Below are 20,031 nucleotides of genomic sequence, written 5' to 3' on the forward strand. Positions count from 1 at the left end.
GAAAATGTATATCGTTGGCAGAAGAAATTATTTAGACCAATTATCAAAAGCTTCATTGATGACTTTATTCTCGATAAAAATCATCTGCTACCACAGAGAATCTTTAAATAATAGTGCGTAAGTCCTACAATTATAATTATGGTTAAACAATTCTTCGGTCATTTTGGCTTCCGTATTGGGCAGCATAATATCTTGCAACGCCAAACGCTTTTTCTGTTTTAAATCAAAAGTCACAAATTCTTGGTGATGGATACCATGCGCCGCACCCGCAGGGTAACTGTAGCTTTGCAAACTAAACGTCGCTAAATTGGCATGTTGCCCGATATATCGCACATAGCTTGAACTCTGACTCAGCCGCATAGGATCAGTTTCTTCTACCTTTGGCGTTTCAGTTGATGCCGCAGCTTTTGAAAATGCAATTGGGTCTGCCTTTTGCAAGCGCTGCATAAAATATTCATCAATCCACGCCACATTGGTTTTTACCGTCTGAATATCGTAAGCAGTACAACCACCTTCATCACAAATTTGCTGTTGTGGCAATTTAAGCGCCACCACTTTAGCTTGAATCACAGGAATCTCGGCTGTGACAGATGCAGGCGCAGCTTGCTCAGTTTCGGTTTTAGAAGTTGCCTCACTCTTTGGCTGACATGCAGTCAACAACAGAACCGAACTTAAAGCGACAGCACCCAAAAACACCTGTGATTTTAAATATTGCATTAAATTCCCCTTCTACCACGATTCATAAAGTCCAATGATTAGAAATGCAAACCTGCACAAATCTTGCGATAAAATTGCTTCAATTGAATTAGTCAAGACTATAGATAACTCTCGCTGTTCAATCCTAGAGCAGTTGTGTAACGGAATAATCGGGGGATAAAGTTGCTTAAAATTAATGCTCATATTTTTGTATGATTATTTTTATTTTTTCATTATAAATCAAAATATTGATAACACATCATTAGTGCAAAATGATGATCTGTGATGACTCAGTCTATATCCTGCATATTGCAAAATGTGAATTATCCCAAGATTTATCCACAGAAATTGTGGATTTCTTAGAATGAATCTACAGATAAATATGTGGGCTGAGTTTTAAATCGCTGCGTTGTTGTGTCAGACGCTAAATTATTCACAATCTGCTTTACGTATAATTTGAGGCGAATATTACTGCCCCAAATCTTTCTACCCTAAAATAAGGGATAAACCAGCAAGGACAAATTATCCATAAAAAATTAGGGCGTTTAAAACGCCCTAAATATCATCACTTTTAACTTCGATGTGTTGATTATTGATCAATAATATCGGTGCCTTTTGGCGGAGTGAAGTTAAAGGTCGATGTAGGAATTTTGGCATTAACTTTCACATTGTTAAAACGCACATGTGTGGTTTGCCCCAACGAGTCCTGTAAAATCATTAAGGTAGGTGCATTACGTGCACCAAAACTAATGGTCAGACTTTGAAACACACCATCATCACTTTTTGGATATAAAGTGTAATAAGTTTTTGACTTGTTCGGCTGTGTTACGCGATAAGACTGCATAATTTGGTTGGTATTACCCGAAAGTAATAATGCGGGTGTGTTCGCTACTTGATTATCTAAACTTTGACGTACCGCTTGCTGTAAGTCTGGATCATAAATCCATACCGTTTTACCTGTGGTCACAATGGTCTGTTTGGCTGGACTGGTGGTTTCCCAGAAGAATTTACCCGGACGTTCAACTTTCATCACGCCTTTAAAATTCTGGTTCATGTGTTGAGCAGATAGACCACGGTTTGGTAAAGCCTTACCATTGTTGCTGACTTTGGTGGTTTGCTCAAAATTGGCCGTAAAACTTTTAATACCGTTTAATTGTTTAACTAAATTTGCTGTCGCCTGTTGCTCCGATGCTGCCACTGGCGCAGCAAACACTGTGGTACTCATGATTGGTGCTAAAGTCGTTGCACCTAATGCCACAGCACACATGGTTTTACGAAGCATATTCATAGATTCACCTTTTTATATTTGCTTAGTCGCAATGTTTTGGATGTCCCATCTTAAACCAATTTCTGGCGCTAATATGATAGAAAATAAGAAGTTTTGTATTGTTATTAATATAATATGTAGAAATTTATCCATCATGATGAAGATATAAAAAGCATCTACTTCTGAGTTTTTTTACTATCTTATAGACATAAAAAAAACCCACAATCACTTGTGGGTTTCTTTCTATTGTTGCTTACGCTTCAACAGATACGTAGCGACGGCCAAATTGACCTTTCACTTCGAATTTTACTACGCCGTCAGCAGTAGCAAATAAAGTATGGTCACGGCCCATACCTACGTTTGCACCAGCGTGGAATTCTGTACCACGTTGACGAACGATGATGTTACCAGCAGTTACAGTTTGACCACCGTAAACTTTAACACCTAACATCTTAGGATTCGAATCACGACCGTTCTTAGTCGATCCACCGGCTTTTTTAGTTGCCATGTCTATTTACTCCTAGTGATTAGCCTGCAATACCAGTAATTTTCAACTCGGTAAACCATTGACGGTGACCTTGTTGCTTACGGTAGTGTTTACGACGACGCATTTTAACAATACGGATTTTGTCGTGACGACCATGACCAACCACTTCTGCAGTTACTTTAGCGCCAGCAACAACTGGAGCACCGATTTGAACGTTGTCACCGTTTACAACCATTAATACGTCATCAAACGTAATAGTTGCGCCAGTTTCAGCTTTCAATAATTCAACTTTAAGGGTTTCACCCTCAACAACACGGTGCTGTTTACCACCGCTTTGGATTACTGCGTACATAATGTACTCCAAACATGCCCGTGTCGTCGTGCCGATAAAGGGATATATCGATCTTAAAACGAACGCCACTGGGGGTTATTCAAGGGCAAGGATTTTAAGGGATATTCACACAAACAACAAGTCATTTGCGGCAATTATTGTATACGCGCATTGATTATTTAGTAAACACCTCTACTTGTCATGTTTTATACCCCTTGGTTAAGGGTAAATAGACAGATTGTATTGGCGCAAGCCGTTACGCTTGTTAGAATCAGGCGCAACTTAAGCAAATGCCAAATTTACCAATAAAGTTATTTACTTAGTTTTCAATTAGACTTAACAATTATACAATTGCCTAGCTATTGCATTCAGCGTGTTATTTTCGCAGACTGAGTTAATTTTCTTGGCTGTAACCAAAGTTACAATAGATTCCACTAAGTTTGTAATTCAATATTATTGAGGTTTCCTTTCACATGACCATCGACTTTAAGCAAGACATTCTCGCCCCTGTTGCTTCTGATTTTGCCGCGATGGATACATTTATTAATGAAGGAATTACCTCAAAAGTTGCCCTGGTCATGGCCGTTAGTAAACACGTGGTCGAAGCAGGCGGCAAACGCATGCGTCCAATTATGTGTCTGCTTGCAGCCAAAGCCTGTGGTGCAGAAGATTTGGAACGTCAACGTAAACTGGCGGCCATTATTGAAATGCTACATACCGCAACTTTGGTGCATGACGATGTTGTAGATGAGTCAGGTTTACGTCGTGGTCGCCCAACAGCCAATGCAACATGGAATAACCAGACTGCAGTTTTAGTGGGTGACTTCTTAATTTCCCGCTCGTTCGACTTATTGGTCGATTTAAATGACATGGTATTGCTGAAAGACTTTTCTACAGGTACCTGTGAAATTGCCGAAGGTGAAGTTTTACAACTACAGGCACAGCATCAACCAGACACCACTGAAAAAATTTATTTGGATATTATTCACGGTAAAACGTCACGTTTATTTGAACTGGCAACCGAAGGTGCTGCAATTTTAACTGGTACACCGCAATACCGTGAGCCTTTGCGTTTATTTGCAGGACACTTTGGTAATGCCTTCCAAATCATTGATGATATTTTGGATTACACCTCAGATGCTGAAACATTAGGTAAAAATATTGGCGATGATTTAATGGAAGGCAAACCAACTTTGCCTTTAATCTCTGCATTAAGAAATACCACTGGCGAACAACATCAAATTATTCGTCGCAGTATTGCGACAGGTGGTACTTCTGACCTCGATCAGGTTATTGCCATTGTGCAGTCCTCTGGCGCTCTCGATTATTGCCGCCAACGTGCCACAGAAGAAACAGAAGCCGCTATTGCCGCTTTAGAAGCACTGCCAGACTCGGAGTATCGTCAGGCCTTAAAGAATTTAGCCTTATTGGCTTTACATCGCATTCAATAATTTAAGCAGCTTATGCATATAAAACTCAACGATTTATTTAGAAAAATGCAAGAACAGCTGGATACACCAAAAGCTGTTCTGGATGAAAATCTGCTGATTGAACTGGTCAATCGTATCCGTCCAAGTGACACTCAAGATTTAGAAGAAACTCATCAAAAGTTTCAAGCTTTCTTACAAGCCTTGCTGCTGACACCCGATGCCAGCTCAACCTTGCAACATTTTGTTTTACGTCTAATCAATCAATACAAACAAACCAGTTTATATGCCGACACGGGAATTTTATCGCTCGATGGTTTTTGGAATCAGTTGTTTCAGCGTTTGGGCGCGCACTTTTTACCGCTGATTAATGATGAAAGCCAACTGCAAGATTTAGTCCGTCGAGTTTTTCCACTACGTAGTGATAAATACTGGCTCGACAATATTGAAGATACCGAATGGCAGCAATTATTTACTTTACTGAATCGCGGACATGGCGGACAAACACAAAAACGCCTGATTCGCAGTGAAATTATTAAAGCTCTAACAGTGCTGTCATATCGGGTCAGCGGCATTGGTTTATATCCTGAATTTATTAGTGCCTATCCTGAACTAAGTGAATATGATTCACCTTTTTTGGCACAAAACCGCGAAATCAACGAGTTTATTCAGCTTTATAAAGTTGCCGATCAACAACACGATCAAATCAGTGCCATTCAACCACCCGATGCCTCTCAAGCTTTGGTGATGATTGACCAATGTCATGATGTCAGCAGTAAAATTCGTCGTGCCACCAAACGAACTGGCGTCAGCATCAGTCTGACCTACTTATTGTCTTTACTTGAACAATGTTTAGAGCGGATTGAACTGTTGCTGAATTTAATCGTGGCGCAAGACAAAGTCCGTTATGTTTCCGCAGGACAGTTACTTGTAGATGTCACTGCGGCACTATATAGCGAACGCAGTGTACGTTCCTTGCTTGCAGAAAATAGTGAGTTAATTGCCTTACAAGTTACTGAAAATGCCAGTAAAACGGGTGAGCATTATGTAAGTACCGATAAAGACGGTTTTTGGAGCATGTATAAAGCTGCAGCAGGTGCAGGTGTTTTAATTGCCATGATGGCGACTTTAAAAACCCTCGCCTCGCGTTTAGTGCTCGCTCCGATGATGCAGGCCATCATCAACAGCATGATTTATTCATTTGGTTTTATGCTGATTCATGTCTTGCACTTTACTGTTGCCACCAAACAACCCGCAATGACTGCTGCAGCATTGGCTTCTACGGTACAGCATCGTAAAGGCTCTAAAATGGCACAAATTGCCGAACTTGCTGCCTTAATTATTAATATTATCCGCACGCAGTTCGTCGCCATTTTGGGCAATATCTCGATTGCCATTCCAGTCGCAGCCTTAATTGCTTTTAGTTGGGATGCCATGTTGCATGAACCGTTGATGTCACATGCCAAAGCATCCAATATGCTGCACGACTTGAATCCGTTTACTTCACTTGCCATTCCACATGCCGCCATTGCAGGGGTATTTTTATTTCTGTCTGGTTTGATTGCAGGTTATTTCGATAACATGGCCGTGTATCGTAAAGTCGGGCCACGCCTAAAAGCCCATCTGCATTTAAAAAAGCTACTCGGGCAAGAACGTCTCAATATATTTGCCAATTATATAGAACGAAACTTAGGGGCTTTGGCAGGTAATTTCCTGTTCGGGATTATGCTCGGCAGTACCGCCACACTGGGTTATATTTTGGGTTTACCCATTGATATTCGCCACATTGCCTTCGCTTCTGCCAACTTTATTCAGGGTTTAATGAATATTAATGGCTCACCTGAAATTGGCCTGATTATTGTGTCATTTTTAGGGGTGCTGCTGATTGGTTTAACCAACTTATTCGTCAGTTTTACTTTAACCATTATTGTGGCATTGCGTGCGCGTCGGGTACGTTTTGAACAATGGAAACCTTTGGCAAAATTGGTGCTGACTCACTTTTTAACCCGTCCAAGTGATTTCTTTTGGCCACCGAAACAACCAATTACAGTGGATGACGATTCATCCTCAAATACTGAACGAAATGCTAAAATTTAGTGCACATTTACATTGCGCACAAAGTAACAAAAAAAGAAATTCTTCTCATTTACATTGGCTTGAAATAAAGTGTACTGACTAGTACACTTTATTCCATTCATCAACCGTGCTCAAATCGGTTAAACTTACAGGGATTTTTAGCATGCCTAAAATACTGCTTTATCTCGGTAGTTTACTATTTATAATCAGTGTGTTAGTGCTAAACATTCCAAGTTGGCAACAATTTGATGTTGCCAGTGTGGAGTTTTTAAGTACCCAGCGCACCGCACATTTGAATCAATTGGCAATCACACTTTCTGTATTAGGTGGCATGCCATTTGTATTATTTTTAACCTGCCTATGGTGTTTCTATTTGGCATGGTATAAAAAATACACAAAAATTGTTTTTATCAGTGTAGGACTGGTCGTAAGTATTGCGCTTTCATGGCTGCTCAAATACCTATTCGCGCGACCTCGCCCGCCTGAAGCATTGCATTTGGTGGAAACTTTTGGCGCATCATTTCCAAGCGCTCATAGTTTTTATGCTGCAACTTTAGGTTGTTTGGTGATTTACCTGAGTTTGCAACATCCAGCGCATAAAATTTTGTCTGTGTGCGCGTGGTTATGGATGTTGCTGATGGGCATTTCCCGTGTGTATCTGGGAGTGCACTATCCTTCAGATGTCCTCTCTGGTTGGAGCATAAGTTTTATTTGGATCACATTGTGGTATCTGTTTTGCGCTCAATATCTGCAAGACAAACCAATACATAAGTTTAGATAAAAATCTAATAGAGGTGAAAGAATGATGTCTGCAAAGCTTTGGGCTCCTGCCCTGACTGCTTGCGCATTAGCCACAAGTTTAGCACTTGTGGGTTGTAGCAAAGATCCAAAAGATGCACAGCAAGCAGGTGCAGCTCAGCAAATGCCACCGACTGAGGTTGGCGTACTGGTGGCACAGCCACAAAGCGTGGAACAGTCTGTAGAACTGTCTGGACGTACCACAGCCTTTGAAATTTCAGAAGTTCGCCCACAAACCAGTGGTGTGGTTCTGAAACGTTTATTTACCGAAGGCAGCTACGTGCGTGAGGGTCAGGCGCTTTATGAAATTGACTCACGTACCAACCGTGCCAGTCTAGACAGTAGCCGTGCAGCACTCACCCGCCAGCAAGCGCAATTGAATGTGTTACGCATTAAAGAAGGTCGTTACCGTCAGTTGGTAGGCAGCAATGCAATCTCTAAACAAGAATATGATGACATTGTGGCACAGGTAAAACTTGCCGAAGCCGATGTTGCTGCGACTCAAGCAGAAGTACGCAATGCCGAAATTAACCTAGGCTATTCGACTGTACGTGCCCCAATTTCAGGGCAAACTAACCGCTCTACTGTGACTGCAGGTGCATTGGTTACGGCTAGTCAGGCGGAACCGTTGGTGACGATTCAACGCTTAGACCCAATTTATGTAGACATCAATCAGTCCAGCGCAGAGTTACTACGTTTACGTCAGCAATTGAGTCAAGGTAGTTTAAATAGCAGCAACAACACCAAAGTAAAATTAAAACTTGAAGATGGCAGCTACTACCCTGTTGAAGGTCGTTTGGCTTTTTCTGATGCCAGCGTGAACCCAGAAACAGGCACCGTGACTTTACGCGCCGTGTTCCCAAATTCAAATCATTTATTATTGCCGGGTATGTTTGCCACTGCGCAAATTGTGCAAGGTGTGATTCCTAACGCAATCTTAATTCCACAAGCTGCGATTAGCCGTACCCCAACAGGTCAGGCAATGGCAATGATTGTGAATGCCAAAGGTATTGTTGAACCGCGTCCTGTGACCACAGTTGGTACGCAAGGCAGCAACTGGATTGTGACTGAAGGTTTGCAAACTGGCGATAAAGTGATTGTCGAAGGTATTGCCAAAGTAAAACCTGAACAGCAAGTGGTCGCTAAGCCGTATCAACCGCAAGGCGCTGCTCCACAAGCCGCACCTGCTGCACCAGCAAAATCGGGTGATGCCCAACCAGCCTCAGAAGCCCAAGCCACTGAACCAAAAGCTACTTCAAATGCATAAGGAGTAGACGTTAATGGCTCACTTTTTTATTCATCGCCCCATTTTTGCATGGGTGATTTCATTGGTAATCATGTTGGCGGGGATTATTACCCTCACCAATATGCCAATTGCCCAATATCCGACCATTGCACCGCCAACGGTCACCATTGCTGCAACCTATCCGGGTGCATCTGCTGAAACTGTGGAAAACACAGTAACGCAAATTATTGAACAACAAATGAACGGTTTGGATGGTCTGCGCTATATTTCATCCAACAGTGCGGGGAACGGTTCTGCATCCATTACGTTAAACTTTGAACAAGGTATCGACCCAGATATTGCACAGGTTCAAGTACAGAACAAATTGCAATCTGCTACGGCGCTCTTGCCTGATGATGTGCAACGTCAAGGCGTGAAAGTGACCAAATCAGGAGCGAGCTTCTTACAGGTTCTCGCTTTTTATTCACCTGATGAAAGCCTGTCTGCCGATGATATTAAAGACTATGTTAACTCTAACATTTCTGAACCGCTGAGCCGTGTTGCAGGTGTGGGTGAAGTACAAGTCTTTGGTGGCTCATACGCAATGCGTATTTGGATGGATCCTGCCAAAATGGCAAGCTTGCAAGTCACACCAAGTGATATTGCTCAAGCGATTCGTACCCAAAACGCACAGGTTGCGGTAGGTCAATTGGGCGGTGCGCCTGCAATTCAAGGTCAGGCTTTGAATGCTACGGTAACTGCACAAAGCTTGCTGCAAACACCTGAACAATTCAGCAATATTTTTCTAAAAAATACCGCTTCGGGCGCTCAAGTGCGCTTGGGTGATGTGGCACGAATTGAACTTGGTGCAGACAACTATCAGTTTATTTCTAAATACAACGGCAAGCCTGCGGGCGGTGTCGCAATTAAATTATCTACAGGTGCTAACGCCCTAGATACCGCTGCTGCTGTAGAAGAACGCCTTAAGCAATTACGTCCTAACTACCCTGCGGGTTTAAAGGATGAGTTGGCTTTTGATACCACGCCATTTATTGAACTTTCAATTAAGAGTGTTGTTAAAACCTTAATTGAAGCGATCATTTTGGTCTTTATTGTGATGTTCCTGTTCTTGCAGAACTGGCGTGCCACAATTATTCCAACCATGGCCGTGCCTGTAGTGGTACTGGGTACCTTTGCCGTGATCAACATGTTTGGCTTCTCGATTAACACCCTGACCATGTTTGCCATGGTACTGGCGATTGGTCTATTGGTCGATGACGCAATTGTCGTGGTGGAAAACGTAGAACGTGTCATGGTCGAAGAACATCTTGACCCTGTGGCGGCGACTGAAAAGTCGATGAAACAGATTTCAGGCGCACTGATCGGGATTACCTCGGTATTGTCTGCGGTATTCGTACCTATGGCATTCTTTGGTGGGACTACAGGCGTTATTTATCGTCAATTCTCAATTACGCTTGTGACTGCAATGGTGTTGTCACTGGTCGTAGCGTTGACCTTTACCCCTGCCCTATGTGCCACGATTCTTAAACAACACGATCCAAACAAGCCTGAAAGCAACGGTATTTTTGCGCGTTTCTTCCGCTGGTTTAACCGCAGTTTCGATAAGCTCTCGGTTAAATATCAAGGTGGTGTTAACCGCATGACGCATCATAAAATCTTCTCGGGGGTTTTATATGCAGTGGTACTGGGCATTATTGTGTTAGTGTTCCAAAAACTACCATCATCATTCTTGCCTGATGAAGATCAGGGCGTGGTGATGACATTGGTACAACTCCCACCAAATGCAACTTTGGAACGTACTGACGCCACCATGACCAGCATGACCAACTTTTTCAGAGAAAATGAAAAAGAGCATGTGCAGTCGGTATTTAGTGTTTCAGGCTTCTCTTTCTCAGGCGTTGGTCAAAACGCAGGTATGGCGTTCATTAAGTTAAAAGACTGGAGTGAGCGTACAAGCCCTGAATCTCAAGTTGGTGCAATTATCCAGCGTGGTATGGCACTGAACATGATTGTGAAAGATGCCACTTACATCATGCCATTACAGCTTCCTGCGATGCCAGAATTAGGTGTCAGCTCAGGCTTTAACTTGCAACTGAAAGATGCTGCGGGCAATGGTCATGAAAAACTCACCATGGCACGTAATATTGTGTTGGGTGAAGCGTCTAAAGACCCTCGCTTAATGGGCGTACGTCCAAATGGTCAAGAAGATACACCACAGTACCGTATTATTATTGACCAAGCGCAAGCAGGTGCGGCAGGTGTCAGCATTGCTGAAATCAACAGCACCATGGGCATGGCTTGGGGTGGTTCGTACATCAATGACTTTATTGACCGTGGTCGCGTGAAAAAAGTCTATGTGCAAGCCGAATCTGATTCACGCATGATGCCTGAAGACCTGAACAAGTGGTATGTCCGCAACAACCGTGGTGAAATGGTGCCATTCTCAGCCTTTGCAACAGGCGAATGGACTTATGGTTCACCTCGTTTGGAACGCTATAACGGCGTATCTGCCAAGAACATTCAGGGTGCGCCTGCGCCAGGTGTCAGCTCTGGTGAAGCCATGCAAGCGATGGAAGAAATTGTCGCAAAACTACCATCTATGGGCTTAAACGGCTTTGACTATGAATGGACAGGTTTATCACTTGAAGAGCGTGAATCTGGCGATCAGGCACCATTCCTCTATGCACTGTCATTACTGATTGTATTCTTGTGTTTGGCAGCCTTGTATGAAAGCTGGTCTATTCCATTCTCGGTGCTGTTGGTGGTACCGTTGGGTATTGTCGGAGCATTATTGCTTACCTTCGGGGGCATGATCTTGTTCAAAAACCCGAACCTATCCAACAACATTTACTTCCAAGTGGCGATTATTGCCGTGATTGGTTTATCTGCCAAAAACGCGATTTTGATTGTGGAGTTTGCCAAAGAGCTACAAGAAAAAGGTGAAGACCTGTTTGAAGCGACCTTGCATGCTGCAAAAATGCGTTTACGTCCAATCATTATGACCACTTTAGCCTTTGGTTTTGGTGTATTGCCGCTTGCACTTTCTTCAGGTGCAGGTGCAGGTAGCCAACACTCGGTCGGTTATGGTGTTTTAGGTGGTGTGATTAGCTCAACCTTGTTAGGGATCTTCTTTATTCCTGTATTCTATGTCTGGATTAGAAGTATCTTTAAATACAAACCAAAACAACAAAATAATCAGGAGCATGTATCGTGATGCAAAACTTATGGTCGCATACAGGCCGTGGTATTGCGGTTTCTGCCCTCGCGCTTGCTTTGACAGCCTGTCAAAGTATGCGTGGGCCAGAGCCCGTCGCTCAGACAAGTATTCCAAGCAGCTATACTGCTGCTGCATCGGGTACTTCAGTGGCTGAACAAGGTTATAAAGATTTCTTTGCCGATCAACGCTTATTACAAGTCTTGGATATGGCATTGAACAATAACCGTGATTTACGCACAGCGACGCTGAATATCCAACGTGCCCAACAAGCCTATCAAATTACCGAAAACAACCAGTTACCTACCATTGGTGCTAGCGGTGGCGTACTGCGTCAAGATCAAGGTACTGCTTTAGGCACACACACACGCTATAACGTTGGTTTAGGTGTAACTGCCTACGAACTAGATTTTTGGGGTCGTGTACGCAGCTTAAAAGACAATGCATTAGATAACTTCTTGGCAACTCAAAGCTCGCGTGATGCCACACAAATTGCCTTGATTGGTCAGGTGGCGCAAGCATGGCTCAACTATTCTTTTGCCAATGCCAATTTAAAACTGGCAGACCAAACCTTAAAAACACAGCTTGAGTCTTATAACCTCAACAAAAAGCGTTTTGATGTCGGCATTGATAGTGAATTACCTGTCCGTCAGGCACAAATTTCAGTTGAAACTGCACGTAATGATGTCGCCAACTACAAAACCCAAGTCGCGCAAGCACAAAACTTGCTGAACTTGTTGGTGGGCGAACAAGTTCCAAGTGCGTTATTGCCAACGCAACGTGTGACGCGCATTACCAAAACTACCGCAATTGACGCTGGTTTACCAAGTGACTTGCTGAATAACCGTCCTGATATTCGTACTGCAGAGTATCGACTATCGGCTGCGGGTGCCAATATTGGTGCAGCAAAAGCACGTTTATTCCCAAGCATTAGCCTCACGGGCAATGCAGGCTATGCATCAACTGACTTGAGTGATTTGTTTAAATCAGGCAGTTTTGTTTGGGCAGTGGGCCCGAGCATCGACTTGCCAATTTTTGATTGGGGCACACGCCAAGCCAACATCAAAATTTCAGAAACGGATCAACAAATTGCTTTGGCTGACTATGAAAAATCAATTCAGTCTGCATTCCGTGAAGTGAATGATGCTTTGGCAGTTCGTCAAAATATTGGTGATCGTTTAGCGGCACAAAAACGCTTGGTTGATGCGACCAATACCACTTATAAATTATCTAATGCACGCTTCCGCGCAGGCATTGACAACTATTTAACCGTGTTGGATGCACAGCGTACGTCTTATGCAGCAGAACAAGGTTTATTGTTGTTGGAACAAGCCAATTTGAACAATCAGGTGGAGTTGTATAAATCTTTGGGTGGCGGTGTGAAAGCCAATACTTCAGATGCCACATCACAACCTGCATCATCGGCAGAACGTAAAGCGCAATAAGTCTTTGCGTCTACCTTAAATTTGCTGCTTAACAGCTCAATACATACAGACACATACAGACTAAATCAGCTCACTTCGGTGGGCTTTTTTATTGCTTTTTGCCAGTACATTTCATATCTTCAATACGTCTTGTTTTTAAATATTAGAATCTTATGTTGCTCAGTAATCTTGAATCTGTACCAGGTCATCGTATTTCACGGCAAATTGATGTGGTCTATGGCAGCACCGTACGCAGTAAGCATGTGGGGCGTGACTTCTTGGCAGGACTCAAAAATATTGTCGGTGGTGAATTAACGGCTTATACCGAATTACTAGAAGAATCACGCCAAGAAGCGATGGATCGTATGATTGCTAAAGCACGTGGTTTAGGTGCCAATGCTATTGTTGGGATTCGCTTTTCTACTTCAAATATCGCTCAAGGTGCTTCGGAATTGTTTGTTTATGGTACAGCAGTGGTGGTCGAGGCAGATATTCCTAAACTTCCAGACCCATTTCCAGCATCACACTAAAGCAAAGATTATTGAACAGGAATAACATCACATGGATAATTTAATTCTGCAAATTGTTGTCTTTGCGATTTTATTTGCTGTAGGCTTTGGTTTTGGGCGACGCAACGAACGCAAGCATTTCAAATATTTAGCCGAACAAGAACTGCGTTTAAGCTATATTCAGATTGATAATAACCGCTTCCAGACCAGTCCCAATTTTGGGCAATTGATACATAGTAATGTGGTCATTTCTCACGATTATTTTAAGTTTGTGATTGCCAATATTCAGAACTTCTTTGGCGGGCGTTTGACCAGTTATGAAAGTATTGTCGAGCGGGCGCGTCGTGAAGCCATCGTCCGTTTAAAATTAGAAGCTGAAAAAATGGGCGCAAATCATATTATGGGGCTGCGTTTAAGCACCACAGAATTGGGGATGCAAGGCGGCATGGTCGAAGTCTTTGCTTATGGAACGGCGGTTCAAAATAGCGTTAGTCAATTCTCTGCAAAACGCTGAGTACATCTTTCAGCGTTTGTAAAGAATTTAGTATAAATACTGATCTCGATAAGGCTGAGGAATTTGATATTGCCGACCATCAAATTTTAAAGTGAAACGCTGTTGAGTAGACACTCGTTTAGTTTCTTTGCAATTTTCTAAATCGCCCGACATTTCATAATGTTGAATACGATCACGTAATTGCATATCAAAATATTGTCGAGTTGTATTTCGCAAGATCATTAAAATAGCTTTGCTTTCTATTACTTTGGCATTACAACGTGTATCGGTTTCTGCCTGATAGCGCGCTACGATTAAGCCGTTTAAAATTTTCTTGTTATGCTGTAAATCATATAAATCGAGTACTTGCGCCGAAAAAGGATTGGCACTTGAACGTCCTGCATAATTCCTTCTTAAACCAATTGCCCTTAAGCTTTCAGAAACTTGATACGGCGCCAAATCTAAATGGATAGAACGCAGTTCAATTGCATCTGAAGGCAAAAGCTCTTTCACGTGATAGATTGAATGAAGCTTTTGCGTTTTACTATTTACGGTTAAAAAAGTCAGCTGATAATCATCTACAGGTTGATCATCTTTTGTCTGAGTTTCAGCATAAGCAATTAAAGTTTGTTCAGGAATATTGGGGAAATCCGCACAAGCCAAAAAGTCCTCATTCACTGTGGTTGTATTTGTGTGCTGTCGTAAAATCTTTTCAATATATTCAGGTTGTTTACACAACGAATCATCGTTTGTTTGTAATTTGGCAAATGTCGTTTGAGTCATCCCTAAGAAAGCGAAAAGCCACGCGCTGATAAATAAAAAAATACCTTTCATCATTAAACGCATGGCTCATCCTTCTTTTTGTTTTTATTATTTTATTTTGAAGTCACTTTGATTAAAAATTACTTCACTTTGGTTTTACGAATCATTTTATATAAAGTACTTGGCGATAAACGCGACACCAACACGCCCAGTTTTTCTTTAGCGCCCCCGACCACGATATATTCATCGCCTGCCATGAGTGCTTTAACTGTATTTTTAGCAAAAACATCGGCATCTAAACCATTTTCAATGGCTTCATCTTGATGTCCTTGTGGTTTGCCTTCACCATTCAACGCATTAAAAGACACCTTGGTATTCACAAATCCTGGGAAAACAACTGAAACCTGTACGCCCTGCTCCGCTACTTCGGCACGCAAACTATTCGCCCACATGTGAATGGCACTTTTCGCTGCAGAATATGACGCGCGATATTGCGTACCCAATAATGCTGCAACACTAGATACAAAAATAATGCGACCATGTTTTTGCTGTAAAAAGGTCGGCAAGACAGTTTTGGTCAGAAAGACCTGAGAGAAATAATCCACTTCCATAATGGTGCGTTCAGTCTGCATAGTGGTATCGGCAATTAAAGCGCGCTGACTTAAACCTGCATTATTAATTAGCCAGTCAATGCGTCCTTTACGTGCCAAAACTTGTTCATACGCATGTAACACCTGACTTTCATTGGTAATATCTGCACATACAGAAAGATGACGTTCAGGATTCAGCAAACTCACGCGTACTTTTTCAAGTTCTTCATAACGACGTGCGGTTAAAATCACTTGTGCACCTTGTAAAGCACACTCTTTTGCCAATGCCTTACCAATGCCAGAAGATGCACCTGTAATCCACACCACTTTATGTTCCAAGTTTTCCCGTTTTGCCATAACCGTTTGTCCGCGTTATTTAAAAATTTAAGTCATCAAAATTTAAGTCTTAGGTTTTGCAGGATGCTGCAAAAACCCAAGAAAATGGTTTAAATATATCTCTGCACTTTCCAAATCGAATTGCGCACCCATTTTTTCTAGGCGTTTATACCCCAGTTGCGTAGTCAAATGAATCACGCCGTTTAAAGTTTTATCGACCACCAAATTAAATTTCAGCATTTTTTTCGGATCACGAATTAAATAACCCACGCCCTGATCAATAATTTGAGTAAACCCTTTAAATGCAGGCGCAATACATGCACTGTTGCCCTGCCGAATTTGCTCAATACAACCCAACGTTTCTTTCATAACAATACTATCGACAGGATAAGTCACAAAACCTTGCCCTTCCTGCTGATACATCATGCTTGCCAGATAATTCACCATAGGCGTTAAGCGTTCATTGCCAAAAAACGACACCGACCATGGCATATATTTTTGCATGGTTTGTATGACTTGCTGAATAATTTTTTCAGATTCACCATCCAGTGAATGACTAGAACGTGACAATTCACCAAAAAGTTGCTCAATAATTTCACAAGAAATATCGGTCAGTACCGCCCCCAAAGCTTTAGATAAACTTTCCGATTCACCTGCATTGAGTTGTTGATGAATGTGTTGAAATCTTTGATATGTTTCTGGTTTTAATTTTAAAGATACAGCATAAGTCATAACTGAACTTGCCTATTTTGACCGTATTGATGTGTTTTCATCTATTTTAAAATCCATTGCTTAAACCCAGTTTAAAACAGTGTTACAGGCAACGGAGAACTTGAAGTTTTTATCATACTTGTCGCCCATCATACGATGAGTTTGCCCAACTGCCAATTGCGATAAGTTTGGCTGAGTTGAATCTCGCTTAGCGGGCAATTTTTTTGCTACAATAGTTGCAATTTTTTATTCACTTTTAACCTGTTCTTACTATGACTGATTCAGCGCAAAATATTGCTACAACCTACGATCCTACCGAGATCGAGAAAAAATGGTACAAGACTTGGGAAGAAAACGGCTACTTTAAGCCGTCTGAAAAAGGCGAATCATTCTGTATCATGATTCCGCCGCCAAACGTCACAGGTAGCTTGCACATGGGTCATGGTTTTAACAACGCCATTATGGATGCCCTCACGCGCTTTAACCGTATGTCGGGTAAAAATACTTTATGGCAACCGGGTACAGACCACGCGGGTATTGCCACACAAATGGTAGTAGAGCGTCAATTGGGCGCGCAAAATATCAGCCGCCATGACTTAGGTCGTGAAAAATTCATCGAAAAAGTCTGGGAATGGAAAGAACAATCTGGCGGTAACATTACCCGTCAAATCCGCCGTTTAGGTTCTTCGGTAGATTGGTCACGTGAACGCTTCACTATGGACGAAGGCTTATCGAATGCGGTGAAAGAAGTTTTCGTGAAACTACACGAAGAAGGTTTAATTTACCGCGGCAAACGCCTTGTAAACTGGGATCCAAAATTACAAACTGCCCTTTCTGACTTAGAAGTTGAGTCGGATAAAGAAGAACAAGGTTCATTGTGGCACTTCAAATATTTCTTTGAAGATAAATCACTACGCACTCACGATGGTAAAGATCACATTGTAGTGGCAACCACTCGTCCTGAAACATTGCTGGGTGATACTGCGGTTGCGGTTGCCCTTGATGATGAGCGTTACTCGCACCTTGTTGGTCAAAACATCATCCTCCCAATTACAGGTCGTGCCGTTCCAATCGTAAAAGATGAGTATGTCGATAAAGAATTCGGTACAGGTTGTGTAAAAATTACCCCTGCACACGACTTCAATGACTATGAAGTGGGTAAACGCTGCGAATTGCCAATCATCAATATCTTCAACAAAAATGCTGAAGTATTGGCTGAGTTTGAATATATTGCGAAAGCAGGCGAACAAATTTCTAAAACCATTCCTGCACCTGCAGACTACATTGGTTTAGAGCGTTTTGAAGCACGTAAAAAATTAGTTGAACAAGCGGAAAGCGAAGGTTGGTTAGATCAAATCCAACCGTACACCTTGAAACCACCTCGCGGTGACCGTTCGGGCGTAATTGTTGAGCCATTATTGACTGACCAATGGTATGTGAAAATTGCACCGTTAGCGCAACCTGCAATTGAAGCGGTGCAAGATGGTCGCATCAAGTTCGTGCCTGAGCAATACAGCAATATGTATATGGCGTGGATGAACAACATTCAAGACTGGTGTATCTCGCGTCAATTGTGGTGGGGTCACCGTATTCCTGCTTGGTACGATGCTGAAGGCAATGTTTATGTAGGTCGTAACGAAGAAGAAGTTCGTACGAAAAATAATATCCCTGCCGATATTCAATTAAACCAAGACGAAGACGTACTGGATACATGGTTCTCCTCTGCACTTTGGACATTCTCGACCTTAGGTTGGACGGGTGATGCCAAGAAAGATGCAGAAAACTACTTCTTAAATACCTTCCACTCCACTGATGTATTGGTGACAGGTTTTGACATCATCTTCTTCTGGGTGGCGCGTATGATCATGATGACCATGCACTTCATGAAGAATGAAGATGGCACGCCACAAGTACCGTTCAAAACAGTTTACGTTCACGGTTTGGTACGTGACAGTGAAGGTCAGAAAATGTCGAAGTCTAAGGGCAACGTGCTTGACCCATTAGACTTGATTGATGGTGTTGATCTTGAAACTTTGGTGCAAAAACGTACGACGGGTTTGATGAACCCGAAACAAGCAGCGAAAATTGAAAAATCGACCCGCAAAGAATTCCCAGAAGGGATTCAGGCGTATGGTACAGATGCGGTTCGTTTTACTTTCTGCGCATTGGCGAACACAGGTCGTGACATCAAATTTGATATGAAACGTGTGGAAGGTTATCGTAACTTTGCCAACAAAATTTGGAATGCTACTCGTTTTGTATTGATGAATGTTGAAGGTCAAACGGTTGGTCAAGAAGCTCGTCAAGACCTTTGGGAGTTGCCTGAACAGTGGATTGTGAGCCGTTTACAAAAGGCAGAGCAAGCCGTTCATCAAGCGTTTGCAACTTATCGTTTAGACTTGGCTGCGCAAGCAATTTATGACTTTATTTGGAATGAATACTGCGACTGGTATGTAGAGCTAACCAAACCTGTTCTGAATGATGAATCTGTTTCTGAAGAGCGTAAAGCCGAAATACGTCGTGTATTACTTGCAGTGATGGAAGCTTCTTTACGTCTTGCTCATCCAATCATGCCGTACTTGACTGAAGAAATTTGGCAAACCCTTGCGCCAATGATTGGCTTGGGTGGCGAAACCATTATGTTGGCAAACTACCCTGTTGCAGATGAAGCCAAAATCAACGAACAAGCCGAAGCAGATATGCAATGGCTACAAGGTTTGATTGGTGCAGTGCGTAACATTCGTGGTGAGATGGGTCTAGGTAATGCACGTTTATTACCAGTTCTTTTACAGAACACGACTGAAGCAGAAAAAGCACAAATTTCTCGTATTGAGCCGTTGTTTAAAGCATTGGCGAAAGTTGAAAGCATTACTTTCTTGACAGATGGCGAACAACCGCCATTGTCTTCATCTTCTGTCGTGGGTCATGTGTCTGTATTCGTTCCAATGAAGGGCTTAATTGACCCGAAAGCGGAATTAGGTCGCCTACAAAAAGACTTAGACAAGGTTCAAAAGCAGCATGACCAAATTGCCACTAAACTTAGCAATGAAGGTTTTGTAGCGAAAGCGCCTGCGGCTGTGGTTGAGGGCGAGAAAGTAAAACTTGCTGAATTTGCAGATCAGTTAGCGAAGATTAAAGCGAACATGGAGCAGATTGCGGCGCTTTAATCCTTTCAAGCGATTAATTTTTAAACTAAAATCCCTTCAAATTTGAGGGGATTTTTTATGCAAATAGTAATATGGCATCATATTTTTCTATTCACTTTAGGTGTAATTTTATTTTTTACTGTAAATTTTATAGGTAAATATTCAAAAGGATTTGGGTACTCAGAGATCAAATTTGATATTCATAGCGATGAGTTAGTTGGTTTGTAAGCGTCCGCTGAATCCCATACCTATTTTTTAATTCGATTTAGGTTTCCAGCAGTGTGGCAGTAACTCTTCAATCTGGGTCACTTTATGTGTCGGCAGCCTTTTCAGCACATCACTTAAATAGGCATACGGATCCAAGCCATTCAGCTTTGCTGACTGGATTAAAGTCATGATGTTTGCCGCTCGCTGACCACTGCGCAGCGAACCTGCAAACAGCCAGTTCTTGCGCCCCAACGCCCAGGGACGCATCTGATTCTCGACCCAATTATTGCAAATAGGTAGATTGCCATCAT

The 20,031-nt window shown here is 42.3% G+C and carries 17 protein-coding genes and 1 pseudogene; 10 read left to right on the forward strand and 8 right to left on the reverse strand.

Features of this window, described 5'->3' with window-relative positions; all coding sequences use genetic code 11:
- Positions 1-111, forward strand: a pseudogene (locus ACEO2X_RS10165) (IS701 family transposase); the annotation flags it as partial.
- Here the strand turns inward: ACEO2X_RS10165 and ACEO2X_RS10170 are convergent.
- The 4 genes from ACEO2X_RS10170 to rplU all read right to left on the reverse strand — a co-directional run bounded on the left by ACEO2X_RS10170 (position 88) and on the right by rplU (position 2,802).
- Entirely contained in the window at positions 88-717 is a 630-nt protein-coding gene (locus ACEO2X_RS10170) for a DUF3298 domain-containing protein (RefSeq protein WP_371971987.1), read from the reverse strand. The pseudogene ACEO2X_RS10165 and the gene ACEO2X_RS10170 overlap by 24 nt on opposite strands.
- A 568-nt stretch (positions 718-1,285) precedes the next feature.
- Positions 1,286-1,984, reverse strand: coding sequence for an outer membrane lipoprotein chaperone LolA (gene lolA / locus ACEO2X_RS10175; protein WP_371971988.1), 699 nt, complete (start codon positions 1,982-1,984; stop codon positions 1,286-1,288).
- Between the two features lie 232 nt (positions 1,985-2,216).
- Positions 2,217-2,471 carry a 50S ribosomal protein L27 gene (rpmA, locus tag ACEO2X_RS10180; protein WP_004760935.1) on the reverse strand — a complete coding sequence of 85 codons (255 nt, stop codon included), beginning with the start codon at positions 2,469-2,471 and terminating at the stop codon, positions 2,217-2,219.
- Positions 2,472-2,490: 19 nt separating this feature from the next.
- A complete protein-coding gene (rplU, locus tag ACEO2X_RS10185; RefSeq protein ID WP_004972275.1) occupies positions 2,491-2,802 on the reverse strand; it encodes a 50S ribosomal protein L21 in 312 nt (103 codons plus the stop codon).
- Positions 2,803-3,254: 452 nt separating this feature from the next.
- Between rplU and sdsA the strand changes: the two genes are divergently transcribed.
- The 8 genes from sdsA to ACEO2X_RS10225 all read left to right on the forward strand — a co-directional run bounded on the left by sdsA (position 3,255) and on the right by ACEO2X_RS10225 (position 13,989).
- Positions 3,255-4,232, forward strand: a complete 978-nt coding sequence (sdsA, locus tag ACEO2X_RS10190; RefSeq protein WP_371971989.1) for an All-trans-nonaprenyl-diphosphate synthase — start codon at positions 3,255-3,257, stop codon at positions 4,230-4,232.
- A 12-nt stretch (positions 4,233-4,244) separates the two neighbouring features.
- On the forward strand, positions 4,245-6,305 hold the full coding sequence (locus ACEO2X_RS10195; RefSeq protein ID WP_371971990.1) for a site-specific recombinase: 2,061 nt from the start codon (positions 4,245-4,247) through the stop codon (positions 6,303-6,305).
- A 142-nt stretch (positions 6,306-6,447) separates the two neighbouring features.
- Positions 6,448-7,065, forward strand: coding sequence for a phosphatase PAP2 family protein (locus tag ACEO2X_RS10200; RefSeq protein WP_004972280.1), 618 nt, complete (start codon positions 6,448-6,450; stop codon positions 7,063-7,065).
- A 21-nt stretch (positions 7,066-7,086) separates the two neighbouring features.
- Positions 7,087-8,349 carry an efflux RND transporter periplasmic adaptor subunit gene (locus ACEO2X_RS10205; RefSeq protein ID WP_180005767.1) on the forward strand — a complete coding sequence of 421 codons (1,263 nt, stop codon included), beginning with the start codon at positions 7,087-7,089 and terminating at the stop codon, positions 8,347-8,349.
- Positions 8,350-8,362: 13 nt separating this feature from the next.
- Positions 8,363-11,542 carry an efflux RND transporter permease subunit gene (locus tag ACEO2X_RS10210; protein ID WP_004972283.1) on the forward strand — a complete coding sequence of 1,060 codons (3,180 nt, stop codon included), beginning with the start codon at positions 8,363-8,365 and terminating at the stop codon, positions 11,540-11,542.
- On the forward strand, positions 11,542-12,987 hold the full coding sequence (gene adeK, locus ACEO2X_RS10215) for a multidrug efflux RND transporter AdeIJK outer membrane channel subunit AdeK (protein ID WP_180052101.1): 1,446 nt from the start codon (positions 11,542-11,544) through the stop codon (positions 12,985-12,987). The genes ACEO2X_RS10210 and adeK overlap by 1 nt, the downstream gene beginning before the upstream one ends.
- Before the next feature lie 152 nt (positions 12,988-13,139).
- A complete protein-coding gene (locus tag ACEO2X_RS10220) occupies positions 13,140-13,496 on the forward strand; it encodes a YbjQ family protein (RefSeq protein ID WP_004972285.1) in 357 nt (118 codons plus the stop codon).
- Between the two features lie 31 nt (positions 13,497-13,527).
- Positions 13,528-13,989, forward strand: a complete 462-nt coding sequence (locus ACEO2X_RS10225) for a YbjQ family protein (protein ID WP_167845835.1) — start codon at positions 13,528-13,530, stop codon at positions 13,987-13,989.
- Between the two features lie 27 nt (positions 13,990-14,016).
- On the opposite strand, the gene ACEO2X_RS10230 is transcribed toward ACEO2X_RS10225, so the two are convergent.
- Genes ACEO2X_RS10230 through ACEO2X_RS10240 form a run of 3 tightly spaced genes read right to left on the reverse strand, consistent with a single transcriptional unit; the run spans position 14,017 to position 16,388 of the window.
- The gene (locus tag ACEO2X_RS10230; RefSeq protein ID WP_371971991.1) at positions 14,017-14,814 is read right to left on the reverse strand and encodes a hypothetical protein; all 798 of its coding nucleotides are present in this window, start codon (positions 14,812-14,814) and stop codon (positions 14,017-14,019) included.
- Positions 14,815-14,870: 56 nt separating this feature from the next.
- A complete protein-coding gene (locus tag ACEO2X_RS10235; protein ID WP_096902729.1) occupies positions 14,871-15,677 on the reverse strand; it encodes an SDR family NAD(P)-dependent oxidoreductase in 807 nt (268 codons plus the stop codon).
- 42 nt (positions 15,678-15,719) lie between these two features.
- A complete protein-coding gene (locus ACEO2X_RS10240; RefSeq protein ID WP_004972289.1) occupies positions 15,720-16,388 on the reverse strand; it encodes a hypothetical protein in 669 nt (222 codons plus the stop codon).
- 251 nt (positions 16,389-16,639) lie between these two features.
- On the opposite strand from ACEO2X_RS10240, the gene ACEO2X_RS10245 reads away from it, so the two are divergent.
- Positions 16,640-19,534 (forward strand): valine--tRNA ligase, encoded by a 2,895-nt coding sequence (locus ACEO2X_RS10245; protein WP_371971992.1) that lies wholly within the window; start codon positions 16,640-16,642, stop codon positions 19,532-19,534.
- A 234-nt stretch (positions 19,535-19,768) separates the two neighbouring features.
- Here the strand turns inward: ACEO2X_RS10245 and ACEO2X_RS10250 are convergent.
- Positions 19,769-20,031: transposase domain-containing protein (locus tag ACEO2X_RS10250; RefSeq protein ID WP_031969697.1), on the reverse strand; the 263-nt coding region annotated here is incomplete at its 5' end.

The organism is Acinetobacter sp. AL9, from assembly GCF_041464035.1.
GTDB lineage: Bacteria > Pseudomonadota > Gammaproteobacteria > Pseudomonadales > Moraxellaceae > Acinetobacter > Acinetobacter towneri.

Bases quoted from the DNA above. Each gene is read 5' to 3' on its own strand.
- sdsA (WP_371971989.1), top strand. From the start codon at position 3,255: ATGACCATCGACTTTAAGCAAGACATTCTCGCCCCTGTTGCTTCTGAT.
- ACEO2X_RS10235 (WP_096902729.1), bottom strand. From the start codon at position 15,677: ATGGCAAAACGGGAAAACTTGGAACATAAAGTGGTGTGGATTACAGGT.
- ACEO2X_RS10240 (WP_004972289.1), bottom strand. From the start codon at position 16,388: ATGACTTATGCTGTATCTTTAAAATTAAAACCAGAAACATATCAAAGA.
- ACEO2X_RS10230 (WP_371971991.1), bottom strand. From the start codon at position 14,814: ATGCGTTTAATGATGAAAGGTATTTTTTTATTTATCAGCGCGTGGCTT.
- adeK (WP_180052101.1), top strand. From the start codon at position 11,542: ATGCAAAACTTATGGTCGCATACAGGCCGTGGTATTGCGGTTTCTGCC.
- ACEO2X_RS10245 (WP_371971992.1), top strand. From the start codon at position 16,640: ATGACTGATTCAGCGCAAAATATTGCTACAACCTACGATCCTACCGAG.
- rpmA (WP_004760935.1), bottom strand. From the start codon at position 2,471: ATGGCAACTAAAAAAGCCGGTGGATCGACTAAGAACGGTCGTGATTCG.
- ACEO2X_RS10195 (WP_371971990.1), top strand. From the start codon at position 4,245: ATGCATATAAAACTCAACGATTTATTTAGAAAAATGCAAGAACAGCTG.
- lolA (WP_371971988.1), bottom strand. From the start codon at position 1,984: ATGAATATGCTTCGTAAAACCATGTGTGCTGTGGCATTAGGTGCAACG.
- ACEO2X_RS10210 (WP_004972283.1), top strand. From the start codon at position 8,363: ATGGCTCACTTTTTTATTCATCGCCCCATTTTTGCATGGGTGATTTCA.
- ACEO2X_RS10220 (WP_004972285.1), top strand. From the start codon at position 13,140: ATGTTGCTCAGTAATCTTGAATCTGTACCAGGTCATCGTATTTCACGG.
- ACEO2X_RS10170 (WP_371971987.1), bottom strand. From the start codon at position 717: ATGCAATATTTAAAATCACAGGTGTTTTTGGGTGCTGTCGCTTTAAGT.
- ACEO2X_RS10225 (WP_167845835.1), top strand. From the start codon at position 13,528: ATGGATAATTTAATTCTGCAAATTGTTGTCTTTGCGATTTTATTTGCT.
- ACEO2X_RS10205 (WP_180005767.1), top strand. From the start codon at position 7,087: ATGATGTCTGCAAAGCTTTGGGCTCCTGCCCTGACTGCTTGCGCATTA.
- ACEO2X_RS10200 (WP_004972280.1), top strand. From the start codon at position 6,448: ATGCCTAAAATACTGCTTTATCTCGGTAGTTTACTATTTATAATCAGT.
- rplU (WP_004972275.1), bottom strand. From the start codon at position 2,802: ATGTACGCAGTAATCCAAAGCGGTGGTAAACAGCACCGTGTTGTTGAG.